Below are 20,182 nucleotides of genomic sequence, written 5' to 3'. Positions count from 1 at the left end.
CCGCTATAGCCGCGCCTCTTCAGATTTCCGCGCTGTGGACCCACGTCCGCGGCGCTTTTTGTCTCATAGGTTTTTCGATGGCCAACAACGCCGGCGCCCGCAAGGCGATCCGCAAGATCGCCGCCCGCACCGAAGTGAACAAGGCGCGCCGCACGCGTGTCCGCACCTTCCTGCGCAAGTTCCAGGAAGCCGTGACCGGCGGCGACGCCGGTGCAGCCAAGACCGCCTTCATCGAAGCGCAGTCCGAACTGATGCGCGCCGTCTCCAAGGGCGTGGTTCACAAGAACACCGGCTCGCGCAAGGTGAGCCGTCTGGCCGCCCAGCTGAAGAAGCTGTCGACCGCCGCCTAAGCGACGGGTTCGGCGCTTTGTCGGCTGACTAACTTAAGGCCGAGGCGTCTCGGCCACAGTTGTGCCGATACGAGAAAATGCAGCGATTACAACGGCGAGAGGGCATCTGCTCTCTCGCCGTTTTGCCGTCTGCGGATAAGTTGGCGTTGGACGAACCGTGCTCGCCTCGGTGGCGAATATCGTGGTTAGCGACATTTTCCCAAGCCGCGTCTGCCTTTAGCGGAGTCAACGAATTTAACTGCAAATCGATTCGCGAATCAGCGTTGACCCGACCCGTCCCGAGGCTAAGTTTTGGGCTCTAGCGCACCTGCATCCCACGGATGAGGACGGCGCGGGGATCACACCCCGCGACGGCGCGAGACGTCAGAATGTGAGGCCTCTCAGGCTCGGCAAAGCGCAGGCTTTTCCGAGACAGGAGAACGCGTCCCTGCTGACGTCCGCTGCGTGAAGGTCGTCGGTCATCGTGACCGAGGGCGGGCGACCCGGTTCAGGGTCTGGAACGGGTCTAGGGACGATGCAGATGACTGGGGGGCAAATGGCTGGCGGGCTGGCGATGGCGAACACCACGGATCTGAATCAGATCTGGACCGAGGCCTCCGTGCGTCTGCGCGCCGAGATCGGCGACGGACCGTTCAGCTCCTACATCGCCCCGTCGTCGGTTCGGGCCGATGGCGCCGGCCAACTGATCCTGGTCACCCCCACCGCCTATGCCCGCGATTGGGTGCGCAAGAACGCCCTGCGCCGCATGAACGAACTTTGGCTGGGCCTGGACGGCCTGTCGCGTCGCCTGGATGTCCGCTGCCGCGCCGAGGTGGGTTCGCCCCCGCCGGCGACCGCCACGGGCGTCGAGCCTTCGGCCATGGCGTCCATGGCGTTCGCTGCTCCCTCCGCCACCGTGCCGCCCGTCACCGATGGCGCTCGCGCCGTTCGCGCTGCTGGCCTGCAGGAACGCCTGACCTTCGACAGCTTCGTCGAAGGCCAGGGCAACGCCTTCGCCCTGGCGGTCGCCAAACAGACGGCTGCGTGGGCCGACGGCCATTTCAACCCGATCTTCTTCTGCGGCCCCTATGGCTACGGCAAGACCCACCTGCTGAACGCCATCGCCTGGGAGGCGCAGCGCCTGCGTCCCGACGCCAAGGTGGTCTATCTGACCGCTGAACGCTTCCTGTCGACCTTCGTGCGGGCCATGCAGGACCGTTCGACCGCCGCCTTCAAGGAAAGCCTGCGCTCGGCCGACATGCTGCTGCTGGACGATGTCCAGTTCGTCGGCGGCAAGGCGAGCACCCAGGAAGAACTGCTCTCGACCCTGACCGCCCTGATCGAGGACGGTAAACGCATCATCCTCTCGGCGGATCGCGCGCCGATGGCCCTGACCGAGGTCGAGCCCCGCCTGCGCAGCCATCTGTCCGCCGGCCTGACCTGCCCGGTCGAGCCTGCCGACCGGGCTCTCAAGATCGCCGTGGCCCAGAACCGCCTGGCCGCCTTCGCCCGCATGGGCATCGTCACCGGCGAGGCGCCGCGTGAGGTGCTGGAACAACTGGTCGACCGCACGCCCGGTTCGGTCCGCGAGCTGGAAGGCGCCGTCAACACCCTGGCCGCCGCCGCCGGGACGCGTCTGGCCTCGCTGGGCGTGGACGAGGCCGCCAGCCTGCTGGGCGCCGCCCTGCGTGGCGGCCCCGAGCGCCGCATCACCGTCGATGAGATCCAGAAGACGGTCGCCGAGCATTTCCAGATGAAACAGGCCGATCTGCTGAGCGAGCGCCGCACCCGCGCCATCGCCCGTCCGCGTCAGATCGCCATGTACCTGTGCAAGCAGCACACGACCCGCTCCTATCCCGACATCGGCCGTCGCTTCGGCGGGCGCGACCACACGACCGTTCTGCACGGCGTGCGCAAGATCGAGGAACTGCTGACCCAGGACGATCAGATCGCCCGCGACGTCGAGGCCCTGACGCGCAAGCTGCGGGGCTAGGCCGCCGCCGTCTCCCGCCTCGAAGGGGAGGGAGAAGTCTGTGGAACATTGCCCGCTTCCTTGCCCCATCGCGTCAATTCGCTAGTGTCCGAAGTCATTCTATCGCGCGGGGCCGATTCCGCCGCGCCGGACTTTGAGACGATATGCAACTGACCATCGAACGTTCCGCGCTTCTGAAGGCGCTCGGCCACGTCCAGAGCGTCGTCGAACGCCGGAACACCATCCCCATCCTGTCCAACGTCCTGCTGTCGGCGGGCCGCGACACCCTGAGCTTCGCCGCCACCGACCTGGATATGGAAATGGTCGACCAGGCCGACGCGGTGGTTCAGGTCGAGGGCCAGATCACGGCCCCCGCCCACACCCTGTACGAGATCATCAGGAAGCTGCCCGACGGCGCCGAGGTCTCATTGACCTACAACGGCGACGATCCGCGCCTGACGGTCTCGGCGGGCCGCTCCAAGTTCAACCTTCCGGTCCTTCCTGCAGGCGACTTCCCCGTCATGTCGACCGACAGCGGCGGCACGCGCTTCACCCTGCCCAAGGAAGACCTGACCCGGCTGATCGACAAGACCCGCTTCGCCGTTTCGACCGAGGAGACGCGCTACTATCTGAACGGCCTTTACCTGCACACGGTCGCCGAGGGCGGCATTCCCCTGCTGCGCGCCGTGGCCACCGACGGTCACCGTCTGGCCCTGGCCGAGACGCCTGCGCCCGAAGGCGCGGCGGGCGGCCCCGGCGTCATCGTGCCCAGGAAGACCATCGACCAGGTGCGCCGTCTGCTGGACGACGGTTCCGGCCAGGTCGAGGTCCAGGTCTCGCCCCAGAAGATCCGCTTCGAGTTCGGCCAGGCGTCCTTGACGTCGAAGGTCATCGACGGCGCCTTCCCCGACTATATGCGCGTCATCCCCAAGGGGAACGACAAGCAGGCCGACATCGACAACTCGGTCTTCGCCTCGGCGGTGGATCGCGTCGCCACCATCTCGGCCGAGAAGAGCCGGTCGGTGAAGCTGGCGTTCGAGTTGGACCGCGTCACCCTGACGGTGCGCAACATGGAGGCCGGGCAGGGGGTCGAGGAGGTCGAGATCGGCTATTCCGAAGAGCCCTTCGAGATCGGCTTCAACGCCCGCTATCTGCTGGACGTCGCCGGCCAGATCACGGGCGAGAACGCCACCTTCATGTTCGCCGATCCCGCCAGCCCGACCCTGGTGCTCGATCCGGGCGATCCGGGCGTGCAGTACGTGCTGATGCCGCTGCGCGTTTAAGAACCCCGCTCATCCCGGCGAAGGCCGGGACCCAGTGCTTTTGCGAGTTCCGGGAGGTCGAGTTGGCGTTCTTCACCTACATCGTCGCCAGTCAGCGGAACGGGACGCTCTACACGGGCTCTACCGACGATCTGATCAAGCGGACTGGCGAACATCGCGAAGGTTTGCGTCACGGGTTCACCGCCAAGTACGGTGTCCACCTCCTGGTCTGGTATGAGTTGCACGATACTCGGCACGCCGCCTTCCGTCGCGAGCGCCAGATCAAGGAATGGAAGCGGGCCTGGAAGCTGGAACTGATCGAGAAATCGAACCCCGCCTGGGCCGATCTGTGGGATGGGTTCTGGACGGTCGACGGCGTCTGAGCAAAAGGACTGGGTCCCGGCTTTCGCCGGGATGAGCGGAAGAATTTGATCGCCTCTCTCACCCTCACCGACTTCCGGTCCTATGCGTCCGCGACCCTGCCTGTTGGCGCGGGGGGCGTGGTGCTGCATGGGCCGAACGGGGCGGGAAAGACCAACCTGCTGGAGGCGCTCAGCCTGTTCACGCCGGGCAAGGGTCTGCGCTCTGCGACGGCGCAGGAGATGGGGCGCAGGGAGCCGGGCGAGGCGGTCGGCCGGGCCTGGGCCGTGGCTCTGACGCTCGACGGCGGTGATGGCGACGAAATCCGCCTCGGCACGGGAACGCAGAGCCCCGGCGCCTCGCGACGCATCGTCCGTATCGACGGCGAGACGGCTCAACCGGGCCGGTTCCTCGACTATCTGCGGCCGGTCTGGGCGACGCCGGAACAGGACCGGCTGTTCTCGGACGCGCGGGTCGAGCGGCTGAAGTTCTTCGACCGTCTGGTGTTCGCCGCCGACCCCGGCCATGCGGCCTCGGTCTCGGGCTATGACAAGGCCCTGCGCGAGCGGCTGCGGCTGCTGAGCGACAGCGCCGAGCAGAACCGCGCGCCCGACGCCCTGTGGCTGGACGCGCTGGAACTGCGGCTGGGCGAGGCCGGGGCGCGCGCCGCCATCGCCCGCGCCGCCGCGCTCAGCGCCCTGCAATCGGGCATCGACGCGCGCGGCGACCGGCCCTTTCCCCAGGCCGACCTCGGCCTGACCGGCGAGGCCGAGGCCATGGCGCTGGAGGGCCTTGAGGCAGACGACATCGCCGCCCGCATCCGCGAGGGCATGGCCGGCTCCCGCGCCCGCGACGCCGCCGCCGGGCGGTCGCTGTTCGGGCCGCACCGCTCGGACTTGACGGCGCTCCATCGCGAGAAGAACCGCCCCGCCGCCGAGGGGTCTTCCGGCGAGCAGAAGGCCCTGGTCCTGAACCTGATCCTGGCCCAGGTGACGCGGCTGAAGGACGAGGATGGCGCCGCGCCCGTCCTGCTGCTGGACGAGGCCCCCGCCCACCTTGACGCGCGCCGCCGCGCCGCCCTGTTCGACGAGATCGAGGCGCTTGGCCTTCAGGCTTTCATGACCGGCACGGAGGCCGTGCTGTTCGAAGAACTGAAGGGCCGCGCGCGCTTCGTCCGGGTCGAGGGCGGAACCCTGGCGGCGGAGGCCTGAGACCGCCGCTTTCCCTCGCTTTTCGTGGGGGAATTCCTATATAAACGTGACATCGAATCCGCCTGAATCGGCGGGTCTCGCCAAGCTCATACCAGCGGGCCGGGTCGCGTTCATCAGACCCCTCAGCCGCCCGCGTCTCCGGACGATTGAATGACCGACCAGAACGAAAACGCCCGCCACGAAGACACCGCCGAAGAAGCGGCCTATGGCGCGGAATCCATCAAGGTTCTCAAGGGTCTGGACGCCGTTCGCAAACGGCCCGGCATGTATATCGGCGATACCGACGACGGCTCGGGCCTGCACCACATGGTCTATGAAGTCGTCGACAACGCCATCGACGAGGCCCTGGCCGGCCACGCCGATCTGGTCGAGGTCATCTTGAACGCCGACGGTTCCGTCACCGTCACCGACAACGGCCGCGGCATCCCCGTCGACATCCACGCCGAAGAAGGCGTCTCGGCGGCCGAGGTCATCATGACCCAGCTGCACGCCGGCGGTAAGTTTGACCAGAACTCCTATAAGGTCTCCGGCGGTCTGCATGGCGTGGGCGTCTCGGTCGTCAACGCTCTGTCGGACTGGCTGAAACTGGTCATCTTCAGGAACGGCAAGCGCCATGAGATGAAGTTTGAGCGTGGCGACACGGTCGAGAGCCTGGTCGTCACCGGCGATGCGCCCCTGCGCGACAACGGCAAGGTCCTGTCGGGCACCCAGGTCACCTTCTATCCCTCGGTCACGACCTTCAGCCACATCGACTTCGACCTGAAGACCCTGGAACACCGCCTGCGCGAGCTGGCCTTCCTGAACTCGGGCGTGGTCATCAAGCTGCAGGATCATCGCGGCGCCGAACCGGTCGATATCCTGCTGCATTACGAGGGCGGCGTGGAGGCCTTCGTGCGCCACCTCGACAAGTCCAAGTCGCCGATCCTGAAGGACGTCATCGTCATTCGCGGCAAGAAGGACAATATCGAGATCGACCTCGCCCTGTGGTGGAACGACTCCTACCACGAGACGATGTTGTGCTTCACCAACAACATCCCCCAGCGCGACGGGGGCACCCACCTGTCGGCCTTCCGCACCAGCCTGACCCGCGTGATGAGTTCCTACATGGAAAGCTCGGGCGCGCTGAAGAAGGAGAAGGTCGCGCCGTCCGGCGAGGACGCCCGCGAGGGCCTGACCTGCGTCCTGTCGGTCAAGGTGCCGGACCCGAAATTCAGCTCACAGACCAAGGACAAGCTGGTCTCGTCAGAGGTCCGCCCGGCCGTCGAGGGCCTGTGCACCGAGGGTCTGGCCCAGTGGTTCGAGGAACACCCGGTCGAGGCCAAGCTGGTCGTCTCCAAGATCATCGAGGCGGCGTCGGCCCGTGAAGCGGCCCGCAAGGCGCGCGACCTGACGCGGCGCAAGTCGGCGCTGGATATCTCCAGCCTGCCCGGCAAGCTGGCCGACTGCCAGGAACGCGATCCCGCCAAGTCCGAACTCTTCATCGTCGAGGGCGACAGCGCCGGCGGCTCGGCCAAGCAGGCGCGTAACCGCGAGAACCAGGCCGTCCTGCCCCTGCGCGGCAAGATCCTGAACGTCGAGCGCGCGCGTTTCGACCGGATGCTGTCTTCGGAACTAATCGGGACCCTGATCCTGGCCCTGGGCACCGGCATCGGTCGAGACGACTTCAACGCCGACAAGCTGCGCTATCACAAGATCATTCTGATGGCCGACGCCGACGTCGACGGCGCCCACATCCGCACGCTTCTGCTGACCTTCTTCTATCGCCAGATGCCCGAGCTGATCGAACGCGGGCACGTGTATATCGCCCAGCCGCCGCTCTATAAGGTCTCGAAGGGCAAGAGTTTCCGCTACCTGAAGGATCAGGCGGAAATGGACGCCTATCTGATCGAGGAAGGCTCGTCAGAGGCCTCGCTTGACCTGCCGGGCGGCGAGCGTCGCAGCGGCCAGGACCTGCAGGCCCTGGTGCGCGAGGCCAAGGCCTTCAAGGCCGGCGTCGATCGCCTGAGCCAGCGCGCCCCGATGTTCGCCATCGAGCAGGCGGCCCTGGCCGGTCTGTTCGCCGATGACGGTGCCCCCCTGGCCGACAAGGCTGCAAAGGCGGCGACCCGCTTCGACCTCTATGCCGAAGAAGGCGACGGCGGCTGGGCCGGCGAGCCGGGCGAACAGGGCGCGGTGGTGTTCAACCGCACCAAGCGCGCCGTGCTGGAAAAGGTCGTGCTGGAAGAGGCCCTGATCCGCTCGCTGGACGCGCGCCGTCTGGCCGATCGGGCCCTGGCTTTCGAGGGGCTGTTCGACGCCCCGGCCGTCTATCGCCGCAAGGACAAGGCGACCACGGTGCGCGGTCCCATGGACCTGCTGAACGCCGTGCTGGACGCGGGCAAGAAGGGCCTGGCCATCCAGCGCTACAAGGGTCTGGGCGAGATGAACCCCGAGCAGCTGTGGGAGACGACGCTGGACGTCAACGCCCGCACCCTGTTGCAGGTCAAGGTCAACCACGCCGACGACGCCGACGACCTGTTCGCCAAGCTGATGGGTGACGTGGTCGAGCCCCGCCGCGAGTTCATCCAGGCAAACGCCCTGGACGCCGCCGTCGACGTCTAGGGACGAAGGTTAGGGGGTAGAGGTGGCGACGCCTCTAGTCCTGGCGTGATCTCAGTCCGGACTCGGCGCTGTCGCGGATGGGGCCGGAGACGCGGACGACGCAACGCAGGGGCGGGGCGCGGAACTGGCCGACCGCGACATTGGCCTGACCGCCGACGCAGACGCGCGGGCTGACGCTATTGTAGGGTTCGACGCCCAGGCTCTCGGTGCCGACGCTGAAGCAATTGGGCGGCGAGTCGAGGCGGAAGACATAGCCCTGACGCGTCGAGACATAGGCTGTCTGGCGGTCCCGCACGTTGAAGTTATTGACGTCCTGGCCAAAGAAACAGGTGCTCGGCCCCTGGGGGCCCAAGACCTGCGTCATGCCTCCGCCATAGCCGCCGGAGTTAGGGGCGGTACAGCCGGTCGCCGCCAGGGCCGCCAGGGCCGCCAGAACCATTGGTGATTTTGTCATCGAACCCTCCATGCCCCCTGATGACCAAGACGCGAACGGGGGTTCGGTTGCCTTGTGAGCCTTCCAAGGGATCATGACGCGGATCGCTGGCGGCGCAAAGGCGAAGCTTGCCGGCGTTATTTCGGAAAAGGCCGGCTGAGGTAGGGTGAGCCGCGAAGGCCGAACCGCCAGGGCGTCTCCACCCCCTTGGTGATGCCGATCCTGGGGCCGACGATGATGTCGGCGGCGTTGCCCGGCCTTAGCGCGAAGGGCTCAAACGTCAAATCCGCGCCGTTCAGGTCGCCTGTGACGGCCAGGGCCTGGGCCAGCTTGCCGGGGCCGGAACACAGGCTGCGGACGCCTGCCAGGCCGCGCCGCTCGACCATGGTTTCGATGCCGACCGTGGGCTCCAACGCGCGGATCAGGACAGCGCTGCCCCTCGCGTCGGCGTCACAGACGACGTTCAGGCACCAGTGCAGGCCATAGATTCGATATACATAGGCGCGGCCCACCGGTCCGAACATGACCGCGTTGCGCTGGGTCGGCCCCGGAAAGCTGTGGGAGGCCGGGTCGCCGAGATCATAGGCCTCGGTCTCGACGATCCGCCCGCCAACGCCGTTTACGGTCAGCTCGACGCCGATCAGGGCGCGGGCGACAGCCTCGGCCGGACCGTCGAAGACAGAACGACCGAGGCGCATCAATCGCTCAGAGCGCGATCGTGTGGCGCCAGTTATGGCGGTCGTCGCGCGAACCGCGCTGGATGCCGGTCAGCTCGTCGCGCAGGGCGGTGGTGACGGGGCCTTCGACGCCGCCTCCGACCAGTTGCTCTCCGCCGTTCCAGCGGATTTCACCCACGGCTGCGACCACGGCGGCGGTGCCGCAGGCGAAGGCCTCCTTCAGGCGGCCGCTGGCGGCGTCGGCCTTCCAGCTGTCGATGTCATAGGGGGCCTGCTCGACCTTCAGGCCCTGTTCGGCGGCCAGGGTCAGGATCGACTCGCGGGTGATGCCCGGCAGGATGGTGCCCAGGGGCGGGGTGCGCAGGGTGTTGTCGTCGAAGACGAAGAACATGTTCATGCCGCCCAGTTCCTCGACCCAGCGGTGTTCGGCGGCGTCCAGGAAGACGACCTGGTCGCAGCCCTTGGCCACGGCCTGCTGCTGGGCGACCAGGCTGGCGGCGTAGTTGCCACCGCATTTGGCCGCGCCCGTGCCGCCGGGCGCCGCGCGGGTGTAGTCGTCCGACACCCACAGCTTCACCGGCTTTGCGCCGCCCTTGAAATAGGCGCCGGCGGGCGAGGCGATGACGCAGAACATGTATTCGGTCGCGGCCCGGACGCCGAGGAAGGACTCATTGGCGAACATGAAGGGGCGCAGGTAGAGGGTCGCGCCCTCCTGTTCCGGGATCCAGTCGACATCGGTGCGAACCAGGGCCTCGACGGCGGCGATGAACAGGTCGTCGGGCAGGACCGGCATGGCCAGACGCTCGGCCGAGCGGGCGAAGCGGGCCGAGTTCTCCAGCGGCCGGAACAGGGTCACGGCGTTGCCCGAACGATAGGCCTTCATGCCCTCGAAGATTTCCTGGGCGTAGTGAAGCACGCTGGCGGCGGGGTCGATCTGGAAGGGTTGGCGCGGCCCGATCTGGGCGTCGTGCCAGCCCTGTCCCTCGCTCCAGCGGATGGTCACCATATGGTCGGTGAACACCTTGCCGAAGCCGGGATCGAGCATGCGCTTGGCGCGCTCGTCGGCGGAGGTCGGGTTGGGGTGTTTCACGATCTGCAAGGCGAACTCTCCTCAGGGTCGATGCGCGATCCGCGCATGCGCGGACCCCTTTAGCGCGTCTTTCCGCATTGGCACACCATCCTCCGACGGTTTCGCAGCGAGAAACTGCCTTGTCCCCGGAGCCTGGACCTGCGTCAGGCGCGGCGACTGAGCGGCTCGCTTGCGGCGGTGGCGCCGAGGCCGATCAGGGGCTCGAACAGGCAGTCCGCCAGATGCCGCACAACCGGCACGACCACCCCGTCGCCGGTCAGGTGATAGGCCTGGGAATAGCGCCGCGGCAGGACATAGGTATCGGGCAGGCCCATCAGCCGGGCGGTCTCGCGCGCCGAGATCAGGCGTGAGCGGACCGACTGGCCCTCGACCACCATGATGGTCTGGCGGCTGGACCCGCCGCCCGGTGTGCGCAGGCAGCCGGCGACATCGTCGAAGCGGACCTCTGCGCGCTGATGCTTCTTGCCATCGGCGTCGGTGCGGGTGCGGCGATAGACGCCTCCGACCATCCGGCGACCCGCGCGCATGGCGGCCGAGACCTTGGCGCGGTTGACCGGGGTCATCATGGCCAGAAGCCGCGTCGTCTCCTCGGGCGTGTGCCAGGCGGGTTCGCCGGTTTCCGAGCCTGCGGGCGTGTCCTCGACCAGATCGGCGAAGACGGTCGCGCGGCGCTCGGGCGTCGGCAGGTTCCACCAGATCATGGAGGCGCGGATCGCATCGGGCAGGCGGTCCACCGCGCGGCGCAGACCCGGCGTATGGAAGGGCTCCAGCGGCTCGGGCGAGGTCAGGGCGGGGTCTATCGCCACCCGCTCGTGCACGCCGATGATGAAAAGGCGCGGACGGGACTGGGGCGTGAACAGTTCGGCGTTGATGACCAGGGCGCCGCAGCGATAGCCGGCCTCGGCATAGGTCCCGCAGATGGCCTCGAAATCGGCCCCGCCGCGCGAGGTCAGGGCGCCGCAGACATTCTCGACGGCGACGATGGCCGGGGCGCGGTCCTCCTCGGCCAGGGCGCGGATCAGGTCCCAGAAGGGATAGAAACTGCCTGATCGGTCGCTGGCCAGACCCTTGCCGGCCCCCGCCTGCGACAGGTCCTGACAGGGAAAGGAGCCCCAGACCAGGTCGGCGACGCCGGGCAGTTGGGCGGCCGTGACCTTTCGCACATCCCCGACATGAAGCTCGCCCCCGAGCCCCCAGTTGGCCTGATAGGACAGGCCCTTTCGCGCGTCGAAATCATTGGCGAACAGGCAGCGCCAGCCCTCGCCCAGCCCGGCGCGGACCATGCCGCCGCCGGCGAAGAACTCGTAGAAGGCGGGGGATTCGCGCATTCCGGCAGGGTGAACTGCGTCAAGCGCCGGGTCCAGTTGGGGAGTAGGCGTTAGGGAGTAGGGATTAGGGGAAGGCAAGCAACGCAATCAGCGCCCTAATCCCTACTGCCTACTCCCTAACCCCGCCGGTTCAGCGCCCCTTGAACACCGGCTTCCGCTTCTCGACGAAGGCGGCCATGCCTTCCTTCTGGTCCTCGAAGGCGAACAGGGAGTGGAACAGGCGGCGCTCGAACTGGATACCTTGCGTCAGGGTGGTCTCCAGGGCGGCGTTGACCATTTCCTTGTTGGCCATGATGGCCAGCGGGCTCTGGAAGGCGATCTTGGCGGCGATCTTGCGGGTATCTTCCAGCAGGGTTTCGTGGGGCACGACGCGCGACGCCAGACCGGCGCGCTCGGCCTCGGCGGCGTCCATCATGCGGGCGGTCAGGACCATATCCATGGCCTTGGACTTGCCGACCAGACGGGTCAGGCGCTGCGAGCCGCCGATGCCGGGGGCGACGCCCAGGTTGATCTCGGGCTGACCGAACCTGGCCTTGTCCGAGGCGACGATGAAGTCGCACAGCATGGCCAGCTCGCAACCGCCGCCCAGGGCGAAGCCGTTGACCGCCGCGATGATCGGCTTCCTAAACCGGGTGATGCGGTCGTGGCCCAGGGCGAAATAGTTGCCCGCATACATCTGGGCATAGGACTGGTCCGCCATCTCCTTGATGTCGGCGCCGGCGGCGAAGGCCTTCTCGCCCGAGCCGGTCAGGATCAGGCAGCGCACCGTGTCGTCATGCTCGACCGCGTCGAGGAAGTCGGCCAGGTCCTTGAACAGGGCCGCGTTCAGCGCATTCAGCGCCTCGGGCCGGTTCAGGGTGACCACGGCGTATCCGTCGGCGTGGCGCTCGATCAGCAGGTTGTCATAGGTGTCGGACATCGGCGGGCTCCCTTGATATGGCGTCTGCTTACAAAGCCCGGCCCGGCGGCGAAACCCGCTTTGATGCAGGGCGGGGCGGCGATTATGCCGGAGCCGCCTCTAGCGGCGGGGGATCAGCGCCAGGGTGAAGGCGGCCCGCGCCAGTTCGGCGACCACCACCATGGCCAGAAGGGCGTTGGCGGCGATGACCGGCAGGTTGGGCGAAGTCAGCGACGGCGACCATCCGAACAGGCCCGCGATCGACAGGCCGGCCGCCGAGATCAGCACCAGGGCGACCAGGATCATCAGGGCGACGTGGCTGGCCTTGAGCGCCGCCTGAAGCGTGGGGCCGTCGTCCAGCTGGCGGGTCCGCCAGCGGAACAGCCAGGCGATCAGGCCGGTCGCTGCGGTCTCGACGATGACCATGACGACCAGCGCGCCCACGAACCACCAGACCAGGCCGCCGACGTCTCCGGCCCCAAGCGCGCGCACCACATGGGTGAAATAGGCGCCCCAGACGCACAGGCCGACGACCAGGCTGATCCACAGATGGGTCTTGCGATAGGTCATGCCGCTATGTCCGCTCCGACCATTTCCGCCAGTTTCAGCACTGTGTTCCAGTTGCGGCCCGTGCCCATGCCCAGCATCTTCGGCGTCGCCTTCTTGAAGACGTCGGAGCCGCCCTGGCCGTTGGGGAACCAGAAATAGAGCACGCCGGACGTCCACGCGATCGCCTCGCCGTCGCGACACAGGGCCTGGACGGCGGACAGGCCGCCGGTCGCGATGCCGTCCTTCATCACCATGGCCACGACCTTGGCCGGATGCGCCCTGGCCTCATCCTGAAACGGATTGGCGGCGATCAGGTCGGCCCATTGCTCGGGCGTCCGCGCCATGGCGACGATCTTCAGATCGAAGCGGTGGGACATCTCGGTCTCGACGGCGGCTTCCAGCGCAGCCGTGGCCATGTCCGTCTCGACCACCAGGTTGCCGCTGGCCTGCAGGGTGCGCGGGTTCTTCAGTCCCATGGCCTCGGCCATCGTCCGCTGCTCGCCGACCGGCGCGCGCACGCCGCCGGTGTTCATGCCGCGAAACAGGATGATGCGCTGGTCGTTCACCGTCTGCGCCTCATCGCTTCTGGCAGGAGGGGCAATAGAAGGTCGAGCGCCCGCCCTGGACGATGCGCTTGACCACGCCGGTGCAGTCATCGGCGTTGCAGGGCTGGCCCTCACGGCCATAGACGTCGAAGCGGTGCTGGAAATAGCCCTGGCCGCCCTCGACATTGGCGAAGTCCTTCAGCGTCGAGCCTCCGGCCAGGATGGCGTCGTTCAGCACGTCGCGCACCACGGCGGCCAGGGTCTCGAGCCGGGGCCTGGACACCTTGCCCGCTGCGAGCAGGGGCGAGATCCGGGCGCGGTACAGGGCCTCGCAGACATAGATATTGCCCAGGCCCGCCACGGTCCGCTGATCCAGCAGGCTGACCTTCACATTCTGCGTCTTGCCCGCCCAGGCCTGCGCCAGGTGGGCGCCGGAGAAACCGTTGCCGAGCGGTTCGGGACCCAGGGCGGCGAACCAGGGATGGGCCTCGACCAGATCCGTGGCGATCAGTCCCATGAAGCCGAAGCGGCGCGCATCGGCATAGCCCACCCGCGTCGTGGCGCCGTTTCGCGTGGCGCACAGGCTCATGTGCTCGTGCTTGCCGGCGATGGGGGCGGGCTCCTCGAACTCGCCCAGCTGGGCGCCGTCCAGGGTGAAGCGGCCGGTCATGCCCAGGTGGGTGACCCAGGTCTCGCCGGTGTCGAGCGCCGCCAGCAGGTATTTGGCGCGCCGGTCGATCCGCTGCACGGTCGCGCCCTCCAGCCGCTCGACGAAGCGGTCGGGAAACGGAAAGCGCAGGTCGGGGCGGTTCTGGCGCACGCGGGTCAGCCTGGCGCCGACCAGGACGGGCTCCAGTCCGCGTCGGACGGTCTCGACCTCGGGCAGTTCGGGCATCTAGAGCCAGCCCTTGCGGCGGAACCAGATCAGGGGCGACAGGCCCGAGATCAGCATGGCCAGGATGGCCAGGGGGTAGCCCTCGATCCAGCGCAGCTCGGGCATGTGCTCGAAATTCATGCCGTAGATGGCTCCGATCAGGGTCGGCGGCATCAGGCAGACGGTGACCAGCGAGAAGACCTTCACGATCGAGGACTGCTCGATATTGATCAGGCCCAGCGCCGCCGACAGCTGGAAATTGATCCCCGCCGCCACGGCCTGGTTGTGGGCGATCAGCGAGGCGGCGTCGCTGCTGAGCGACTTCAGATGTTCGCGCGCGTCGGGCACATGGTCGATCCGCTCGTCCGAGGCGACATAGACGAAGATGCGGGCCAGGCCCGACAGGCTCTGTTCGATCCGGGCGTTGACGATATGGGCGCGCCCCAGCTTGGTGATCAACTTCTGGAAGCCGACCGTCTTGCCTTCGGAAAAGACGTGATTGGCCACGGCCTCGACCCGCGCCGCATTGACCGACAGGATGTCCGAGGCGCGGTCGACTACCGCCTCCATCAGCTGCAGGAACAGGTCGGCCCCGGTGGTGCACAGGTTGGGCTGTCGCTCCAGCTTCTCGATCAGCATGGCGAAGGGCTTGGGATCGAAATAGCGGATCGTCACCAAAGGCCCGGACGTCAGGACGAAGGTGACGGGATCGACGCTGGGCAGGTCGGCGTCGCCGTTATGGATGATGTCCGAGGTGACGTAGGTCGCCCCGTCCTCGCGGTACAGACGGCTGGAGGCTTCCAGCTCGGCCATCTCTTCGCGGGTGGGGATGGACAGGCCGAGCGCAGTCTCTACGGCGCTGTCCTCGTCCGGGACGGGATCGACCAGGTCGATCCAGATCACGTCGGGGGGCAGGGTCCAGGTCGCCAGGTCGGCGGTCACGCGTTCGAACGTCGTCGCGCCGCTGCGATAGATGCGGATCATCGGCGGAAAGGCTCCGCCGCCGTCAGGACAGTGTTACTGGTGACGTGACCCCCGTTTCTCATCCAGCCATAACGAGAGTCCTTTGGTGATCTGAACTGGTGTTGGCGGGGTTGGCAATAGGCCGGTCTGAGCAGCCATCAACCAGCGCAGCAGACCGGCCGCTGTGTCCGGTGAGCGCCTGTGCGTAGGCCTTGGGCGTCAGCCATCCCAGCTTCGAGTGCGGCCGGGTTTCGTTGTAATCGCGCCGCCAGGCTTCGAGCACGACACGGGCGTGCGGCAGGGAGCGGAACAGCGTCTCGTTCAACAGTTCGTCGCGCAGCCGACCATTGAAGCTCTCGTTGAAGCCGTTCTGCTGGGGCTTGCCGGGCGCGATGTAGTGCCAGCCCACCCCGGTGTCGTCGGCCCAGGCGAGGATGGCGGTGGACGTATATTCCGTGCCGTTGTCGCTGATGATCGTGTCCGGCCGTCCCCGCCCCAAGATGATGGCGTCGAGCTCGCGCGCCACCCGTCGGCCCGACAGAGACGTGTCGGCGACGAGCCCGAGGCATTCGCGGGTGCAGTTGTCGATCACCGTCAGGATGCGGAAGCGCCGCCCGTCCGTCATCTGGTCGGAGACGAAGTCCAGCGACCAGCGCTGGTTCGCGACCAGAGGAATCTCCAGCGGACGCCGCGTGCCCATGGCGCGTTTGCGCCCGCCGCGCCGGCGCACCGTCAGATTCTCCTCGCGGTAGATCCGCTGGACCCGCTTCCTGTTGACCGCATGCCCCTCGCGCCGAAGCATCACATGCAGACGGCGATAACCGAACCGGCGGCGCTCCTGGGCGAGGGCCTTCAGCCGATCCCGCAGGGCGCCGTCGTCCGCTCGTGTCGCCTGATAGCGCACGCTCGTCCGATCCACGCCCAGCACCCGACAAGCCCGCCGCTCGCTCATCGCGTAGGCTGATTGCAGGTGCGCCGCCGCCGCTCGATGCGCAGCGGGCGTCACCACTTTTTTCCCAGCAGATCCTTCAGCGCGACGTTGTCCAGCATCGAGTCCGCCAGCATCCGCTTCAACTTGGCGTTCTCCTCTTCCAACGCCTTCAGACGTCGGGCCTCCGACACGTCCATGCCGCCATACTTAGCCTTCCACTTGTAGAAGGTCGGCGAGCTCAGCCCGTGCTTCCTGCACAAGTCTGCCACCGGAACACCGGCCTCCTGCTCGCGCAAGATTCCGATGATCTGCTCTTCCGTGAACCGTGATCGCTTCATTCTGTCCGTCCTTTCGAGGGGCGGACTCTAGCTATTCCTGGAGGAGTTTCAGGGGGTCACGTCACTGGCTGCCGCCGCTGGAGGTGTTCGCAGCCATCTGGCGGCCGCCCTCGAACGCGTCGCGAGCGCCGTTATAGATGAAGCCATAGGTCGGATAAACGGTCGTGCCCAGGTCATGGATCGGGCTGTACCACACCTTGACCTGGCTCCAATCGCCCGCGCCGGAAACGTCGACGACGGTGACGTTTTCCTCGACCTTGCCGCGGCTGCCGCCCCAGTTGGCGTGGGTCACCTGGATGACGCGGTCGGTCAGGATTTGAGAGACGACGGCGACGTGGCCACGGCTCATGCGGCCTTCGGGGCGGAAGACCAGGACCGAGCCGGTCTCGGGCGCGCCGCCGGTGCGGAAGCGGTCCGTGGCCTGATTCCACCAGGTCCAGGCGTCACCGAAGATGTTGATGCCCGAGAACATCCGGGCAAACGTCACGCACTGCCAGTAGGGAGCGTCCGCTGAAGCCGGCGCGGTTCCCACCGCGAAAAAGGCCAGGGTCGCTGCAACCGCAGCGGCTGTGACGCGTTTCTTCATGCTGAATATTTCTGACTGTTACGCCCGGCCTTCAGCCCTAAAGCATATCGCTCTCGGGTTGAAGCACCCTTTTCAGGCGAGTTGCTGGGCCGGTTGGGCAGGCTTTTTCGCAGCGGAACGGCGAGTGCGCCAACCCCTCAAAGCCTTGCGGGCGGGGTATTCCACCAGATGGTACGAGACCGCCGCTACGATCGGCAGGCCGGCCATGATCGCCAACCACACGAAAAGTTGAAGTTGCTTGTCGGGCGCATCCGTCAGCTTGGCCGCAAGGTTAACGGCCAGCAGCTTCCACGGAACCACGACCATATAGACCGAGTAGCTGATCTCTCCGAGATAGACGGCGGGCTTGGACGCCAGCAGGCCGGCGCGGGCGTTGGACAGGGAGGCCAGGCTCAGGATCAGACCGCCGGACAGGGCGACGATGATGGCGTCTGAAACCTGCCAGGATGCTGCAATGATGATCAGGACGGCCAGACCGGCAGCCAGCAGGCCCGCTCGGGGCAGGGGGGCGCGACGGAACAGGAGATACAGGGCGCAGCCATAGGCGAAGCAGGGCACGATCCTGAGAGCGCCCCAGCGGATGGTGGCCTCCGTCAGGGGAAAGCCGGCCAGTCGCTCGAACCCGGCATAGAGGGCGGTCATGAAGACGATGGCGCCAATGACGGCCGCGACCGGGCGATGGCGCAGCTTCCAGGCCACGAAGGCGAAGGCGGGGAAGCAGAGATAGGCGAACCACTCGGCCGAGATCGACCAGGAGGGGTGGTTCCAACCGGCCTCGGGCGCCAGGCCCCAGGCATGGACCATGAAGATGTTGGCGGGCAGGGACGACCAGCTCAGCACGTTGGAATCGATGGCCATGCCGGCCATGGTCGCGCCCAGGCCCAGCACGCCGACCCCGATCAGGGTGGCGATATGCAGGGGGTAGACCCGAGCGACGCGCGCCCACAGGAAGTCCTTGTAGCTAAAGCGTTTCTCGCCGTGCGCCGCCAGATAGACGTGGCACAGGATGAAGCCGGACAGGACGAAGAAAAGCTCGACCCCCAGATAGCCCTTGCCTACTAGGCCCGGCATGGTGGGAAGGCCCAGGCTGGCCACGTCCAGGTTCGGCCAGAAGGCGAACAGGGCCACCCACATCGCCGCCAGGAAGCGCAGAGAGGTCAGGGGGCGCAGGTCTGCGGGCGCGGCTTCGTGCGGCATGGGCGCAAGGCCGTTATGGGCTGGAAGTCCATTCTGGACGGGGGAGGCACCTTGGGTCATGCCGCAATCCTTAGGATCGCTTCGCTTTTGGAACCGTTAAGGCCCGACCATGAATCGCAACATCGACACGCCGATTTCCATCGAGGCCCTGATCGCGCAAGCGGCCGAGGGCGCGGGTCTGGACCTGGATCAGGCGCGCGCCGCCCTGGTCGGGGCGCTGGGTCTGCTGGACAAGCACGCCCAGACCGGCCCCCGAGACGCCTTCTACGCCGCCGTGCCGGGCGCTGAGGCCCTGGCGGGGTCCGACGAGGCCAAGCCTCGGGCGGGGGGATTGTTCGGCGGGCTGATGAAGAGCACGGGCGGCCTGTCTGGCGCCGCCATCGCCGACGCCATGGGCCTGCTGGATCGGCTGAAGCGTCAGGGCGTCGACAAGCCCGAACTGAAGCGGGTGTTGCCTGCCGCAAGGGAGCGGGTGCGCGCCGCGACGGGCCAAGATCTGCTGGGCGATGCGGTCAAAAGCATTCCCGGCGTCGGCGCCCTGCTGGGCGCCGACTGAAGCAAAAACCTAGGGCGCAGCGAAACTCAGGGCGCGGGCGCGGTCATCAGGAAGGCTTCGCTGGCGGCGCAGCCGTTGCGGGTGTCCTTGCCGATCTCGACCTTGGCGGTCAGGGGATAGACCCGGTCGCTCATGCCGTCCGAACATTCTGTGGCGATTAGGGTCACGACCATGACGACCCCGCCCTGGGTCGCAGCCGTATAGACGGCCGTGGTGCCCTGAATGACGGGGTCGGGAGCCGATGCGCGCTGATCCGGCTGGTCGATGCCGGTATAGATCATGTTTTCGCCGCTGATCTCGACGCCCCAGAAGGGCTCGGTCCCCACGGCCCGAACGGGCTGATTCAGGTCCACACCGCCCAGAACCGCAGCCGGTTTGGGGCCGGGCGGAGGCGCGGCCTTTTCGATCGGCTCGGAACAGGCTGCCAGGATCAGCACCGGCAGCAGGATGGCGGACGGAAGGATTGCTGAAACAAGACGCATGGCGGGCTTCCTCAAAGGCGAATGCGACAGCCTAATACAGAAACCCGGCCTCGTCGCGGTCAGCGCTCGCGGTGCTCCGGCGCTGGATCATCGCGGGCATCCACCTGAGCATCCCAGCCCTCGCTGTCCGAGCGGAAGGCCAGAGCCATGAGCACCCAGGCCAGGGCGACCGTCCCGAACAGGCCCAGACCCAGGGCGATCCAGCCGTGAATCGACATCGCCCCGCCGCCGATGGCGGTCCAGACCCAGTTCAGGCCGAATGTCGCCGCCGTCGCCAGCAGGCCGGCCAGCACGGCCGACCTCATCAGTTTGCCGATCCGGCCCGCCATGGCTCAGCCGCCTAGCGACGAACCCATTGGCCCGAGGCGTTGCGGTACCACTGGCCCGACGAGATGCGCGGCAGAAGCTGGGTCTCGAACATCCGGGCGCCGGCCACGTCGGCGGTCGTACCCGCCTGAGAGGCGCTGGCGGCATAGACGCTGCGGCGCGCGGCGTTGGTGGTGGTCACCGCCGCCTGCAGGGCTGTGTCCGAAGACGGGGTGTGAAAGCCCAGATAGCCGTCGGCCTGTTCGCCCACGACGCCCTCGGACTTGGCGGTGTCGATCAGCGCCTTCTGTGCGGCGGATTGAGCCCAGGAGGCGGTGGGAACGGCGGCGGCGGCGGCGACGCCCAGGGCCATGATCGCGGCCCCGGCGACGAAAAGCTTGCGCAAGGTCATGACGGTTTTCCTTAGAACAGGTTGGGGTTTTCGCGCAGCAGATCCTGCAGTTCCTGGTCCAGCTTGATGCGCACGTCGGCGTCGAGCTTGGCGTAGATCTGGATCGGATCGACCTGGAGGCGAATGGTCGGGGTGCAGGCGGCCAGCGCGCCGCCCATCAGCGCGGCGCTAAGCCCGGCCAGAGCCAGCCGTCGTGCGATCGCTGGTGAGGTTCCGATCTGGTTCATGGGCGGTCCTTCGGCAGGGCGAGATCAATGGTGAGGCTTGAATGCGACTTAGACA

General features: G+C 67.1%; 23 protein-coding genes. 7 read left to right on the top strand and 16 right to left on the bottom strand.

What is annotated here, in order from left to right; all coding sequences use genetic code 11:
* Positions 1–77: 77 nt before the first annotated feature.
* The 6 genes from rpsT to gyrB all read left to right on the top strand — a co-directional run bounded on the left by rpsT (position 78) and on the right by gyrB (position 7,735).
* On the top strand, positions 78–350 hold the full coding sequence (gene rpsT, locus ACO05L_RS15385) for a 30S ribosomal protein S20 (protein WP_421730040.1): 273 nt from the start codon (positions 78–80) through the stop codon (positions 348–350).
* A gap of 514 nt (positions 351–864) precedes the next feature.
* Positions 865–2,322 carry a chromosomal replication initiator protein DnaA gene (gene dnaA, locus ACO05L_RS15380; protein ID WP_421730039.1) on the top strand — a complete coding sequence of 486 codons (1,458 nt, stop codon included), beginning with the start codon at positions 865–867 and terminating at the stop codon, positions 2,320–2,322.
* A 143-nt stretch (positions 2,323–2,465) separates the two neighbouring features.
* Positions 2,466–3,584, top strand: a complete 1,119-nt coding sequence (gene dnaN / locus ACO05L_RS15375; RefSeq protein ID WP_421730038.1) for a DNA polymerase III subunit beta — start codon at positions 2,466–2,468, stop codon at positions 3,582–3,584.
* A 62-nt stretch (positions 3,585–3,646) separates the two neighbouring features.
* The gene (locus tag ACO05L_RS15370) at positions 3,647–3,946 is read left to right on the top strand and encodes a GIY-YIG nuclease family protein (protein WP_421730037.1); all 300 of its coding nucleotides are present in this window, start codon (positions 3,647–3,649) and stop codon (positions 3,944–3,946) included.
* A 45-nt stretch (positions 3,947–3,991) separates the two neighbouring features.
* Positions 3,992–5,134 (top strand): DNA replication/repair protein RecF, encoded by a 1,143-nt coding sequence (recF, locus tag ACO05L_RS15365; RefSeq protein ID WP_421730036.1) that lies wholly within the window; start codon positions 3,992–3,994, stop codon positions 5,132–5,134.
* 150 nt (positions 5,135–5,284) lie between these two features.
* Positions 5,285–7,735: a DNA topoisomerase (ATP-hydrolyzing) subunit B gene (gyrB, locus tag ACO05L_RS15360; protein WP_421730035.1), complete on the top strand. Its 2,451-nt coding sequence runs from the start codon at positions 5,285–5,287 to the stop codon at positions 7,733–7,735.
* Positions 7,736–7,769: 34 nt separating this feature from the next.
* Here the strand turns inward: gyrB and ACO05L_RS15355 are convergent, their stop codons facing one another.
* The 12 genes from ACO05L_RS15355 to ACO05L_RS15300 form a co-directional block, all read right to left on the bottom strand.
* Entirely contained in the window at positions 7,770–8,189 is a 420-nt protein-coding gene (locus ACO05L_RS15355; protein WP_421730034.1) for a hypothetical protein, read from the bottom strand.
* Positions 8,190–8,305: 116 nt separating this feature from the next.
* Positions 8,306–8,866 (bottom strand): DNA-3-methyladenine glycosylase, encoded by a 561-nt coding sequence (locus ACO05L_RS15350; RefSeq protein ID WP_421730033.1) that lies wholly within the window; start codon positions 8,864–8,866, stop codon positions 8,306–8,308.
* A 7-nt stretch (positions 8,867–8,873) separates the two neighbouring features.
* Positions 8,874–9,935 (bottom strand): branched-chain amino acid aminotransferase, encoded by a 1,062-nt coding sequence (locus tag ACO05L_RS15345; RefSeq protein WP_421731707.1) that lies wholly within the window; start codon positions 9,933–9,935, stop codon positions 8,874–8,876.
* Positions 9,936–10,078: 143 nt separating this feature from the next.
* Positions 10,079–11,263, bottom strand: a complete 1,185-nt coding sequence (locus ACO05L_RS15340; RefSeq protein ID WP_421730032.1) for a DNA cytosine methyltransferase — start codon at positions 11,261–11,263, stop codon at positions 10,079–10,081.
* Positions 11,264–11,393: 130 nt separating this feature from the next.
* A complete protein-coding gene (locus ACO05L_RS15335; protein ID WP_421730031.1) occupies positions 11,394–12,182 on the bottom strand; it encodes an enoyl-CoA hydratase-related protein in 789 nt (262 codons plus the stop codon).
* Between the two features lie 99 nt (positions 12,183–12,281).
* Positions 12,282–12,731 (bottom strand): hypothetical protein, encoded by a 450-nt coding sequence (locus ACO05L_RS15330; protein ID WP_421730030.1) that lies wholly within the window; start codon positions 12,729–12,731, stop codon positions 12,282–12,284.
* Positions 12,728–13,276: a DUF1697 domain-containing protein gene (locus ACO05L_RS15325; RefSeq protein ID WP_421730029.1), complete on the bottom strand. Its 549-nt coding sequence runs from the start codon at positions 13,274–13,276 to the stop codon at positions 12,728–12,730. Before ACO05L_RS15325 ends, ACO05L_RS15330 begins: the two co-directional genes overlap by 4 nt.
* 10 nt (positions 13,277–13,286) lie before the next feature.
* Entirely contained in the window at positions 13,287–14,150 is an 864-nt protein-coding gene (mutM, locus tag ACO05L_RS15320; protein WP_421730028.1) for a bifunctional DNA-formamidopyrimidine glycosylase/DNA-(apurinic or apyrimidinic site) lyase, read from the bottom strand.
* A complete protein-coding gene (locus ACO05L_RS15315; protein WP_421730027.1) occupies positions 14,151–15,113 on the bottom strand; it encodes a magnesium transporter CorA family protein in 963 nt (320 codons plus the stop codon).
* Positions 15,114–15,171: 58 nt separating this feature from the next.
* Positions 15,172–16,361, bottom strand: a protein-coding gene (locus ACO05L_RS15310) for an IS3 family transposase (protein ID WP_421729385.1) whose coding sequence is annotated in 2 segments (ribosomal slippage) — positions 15,172–16,109 and positions 16,109–16,361 — 1,191 coding nt in all. Because the reading frame shifts where the segments join, the coding sequence is not laid out codon by codon here.
* Positions 16,362–16,422: 61 nt separating this feature from the next.
* Entirely contained in the window at positions 16,423–16,947 is a 525-nt protein-coding gene (locus ACO05L_RS15305) for a CHAP domain-containing protein (RefSeq protein ID WP_421730026.1), read from the bottom strand.
* Positions 16,948–17,019: 72 nt separating this feature from the next.
* The gene (locus ACO05L_RS15300; RefSeq protein ID WP_421731706.1) at positions 17,020–18,144 is read right to left on the bottom strand and encodes an acyltransferase family protein; all 1,125 of its coding nucleotides are present in this window, start codon (positions 18,142–18,144) and stop codon (positions 17,020–17,022) included.
* Positions 18,145–18,253: 109 nt separating this feature from the next.
* On the opposite strand from ACO05L_RS15300, the gene ACO05L_RS15295 reads away from it, so the two are divergent.
* Positions 18,254–18,700: a hypothetical protein gene (locus ACO05L_RS15295; RefSeq protein WP_421730025.1), complete on the top strand. Its 447-nt coding sequence runs from the start codon at positions 18,254–18,256 to the stop codon at positions 18,698–18,700.
* Between the two features lie 26 nt (positions 18,701–18,726).
* On the opposite strand, the gene ACO05L_RS15290 is transcribed toward ACO05L_RS15295, so the two are convergent.
* From ACO05L_RS15290 to ACO05L_RS15275, 4 genes are read right to left on the bottom strand one after another with little or no spacing between them, the layout of a single operon-like run.
* Positions 18,727–19,182, bottom strand: a complete 456-nt coding sequence (locus ACO05L_RS15290) for a COG3650 family protein (RefSeq protein ID WP_421730024.1) — start codon at positions 19,180–19,182, stop codon at positions 18,727–18,729.
* A 59-nt stretch (positions 19,183–19,241) separates the two neighbouring features.
* Entirely contained in the window at positions 19,242–19,511 is a 270-nt protein-coding gene (locus tag ACO05L_RS15285; protein ID WP_421730023.1) for a hypothetical protein, read from the bottom strand.
* An 11-nt stretch (positions 19,512–19,522) separates the two neighbouring features.
* A complete protein-coding gene (locus tag ACO05L_RS15280; RefSeq protein ID WP_421730022.1) occupies positions 19,523–19,900 on the bottom strand; it encodes a YdbL family protein in 378 nt (125 codons plus the stop codon).
* Positions 19,901–19,911: 11 nt separating this feature from the next.
* Positions 19,912–20,127 carry a YnbE family lipoprotein gene (locus tag ACO05L_RS15275; protein WP_421730021.1) on the bottom strand — a complete coding sequence of 72 codons (216 nt, stop codon included), beginning with the start codon at positions 20,125–20,127 and terminating at the stop codon, positions 19,912–19,914.
* Between the last annotated feature and the right edge of the window lie 55 nt (positions 20,128–20,182).

Origin of the sequence: Brevundimonas sp. (assembly GCF_965227765.1) — a bacterium.
Classification (GTDB): Bacteria; Pseudomonadota; Alphaproteobacteria; order Caulobacterales; family Caulobacteraceae; genus Brevundimonas.
The sequence above is the reverse complement of the archived record's forward strand: the minus strand, read 5'-3'. Positions and strand labels throughout refer to the sequence as shown.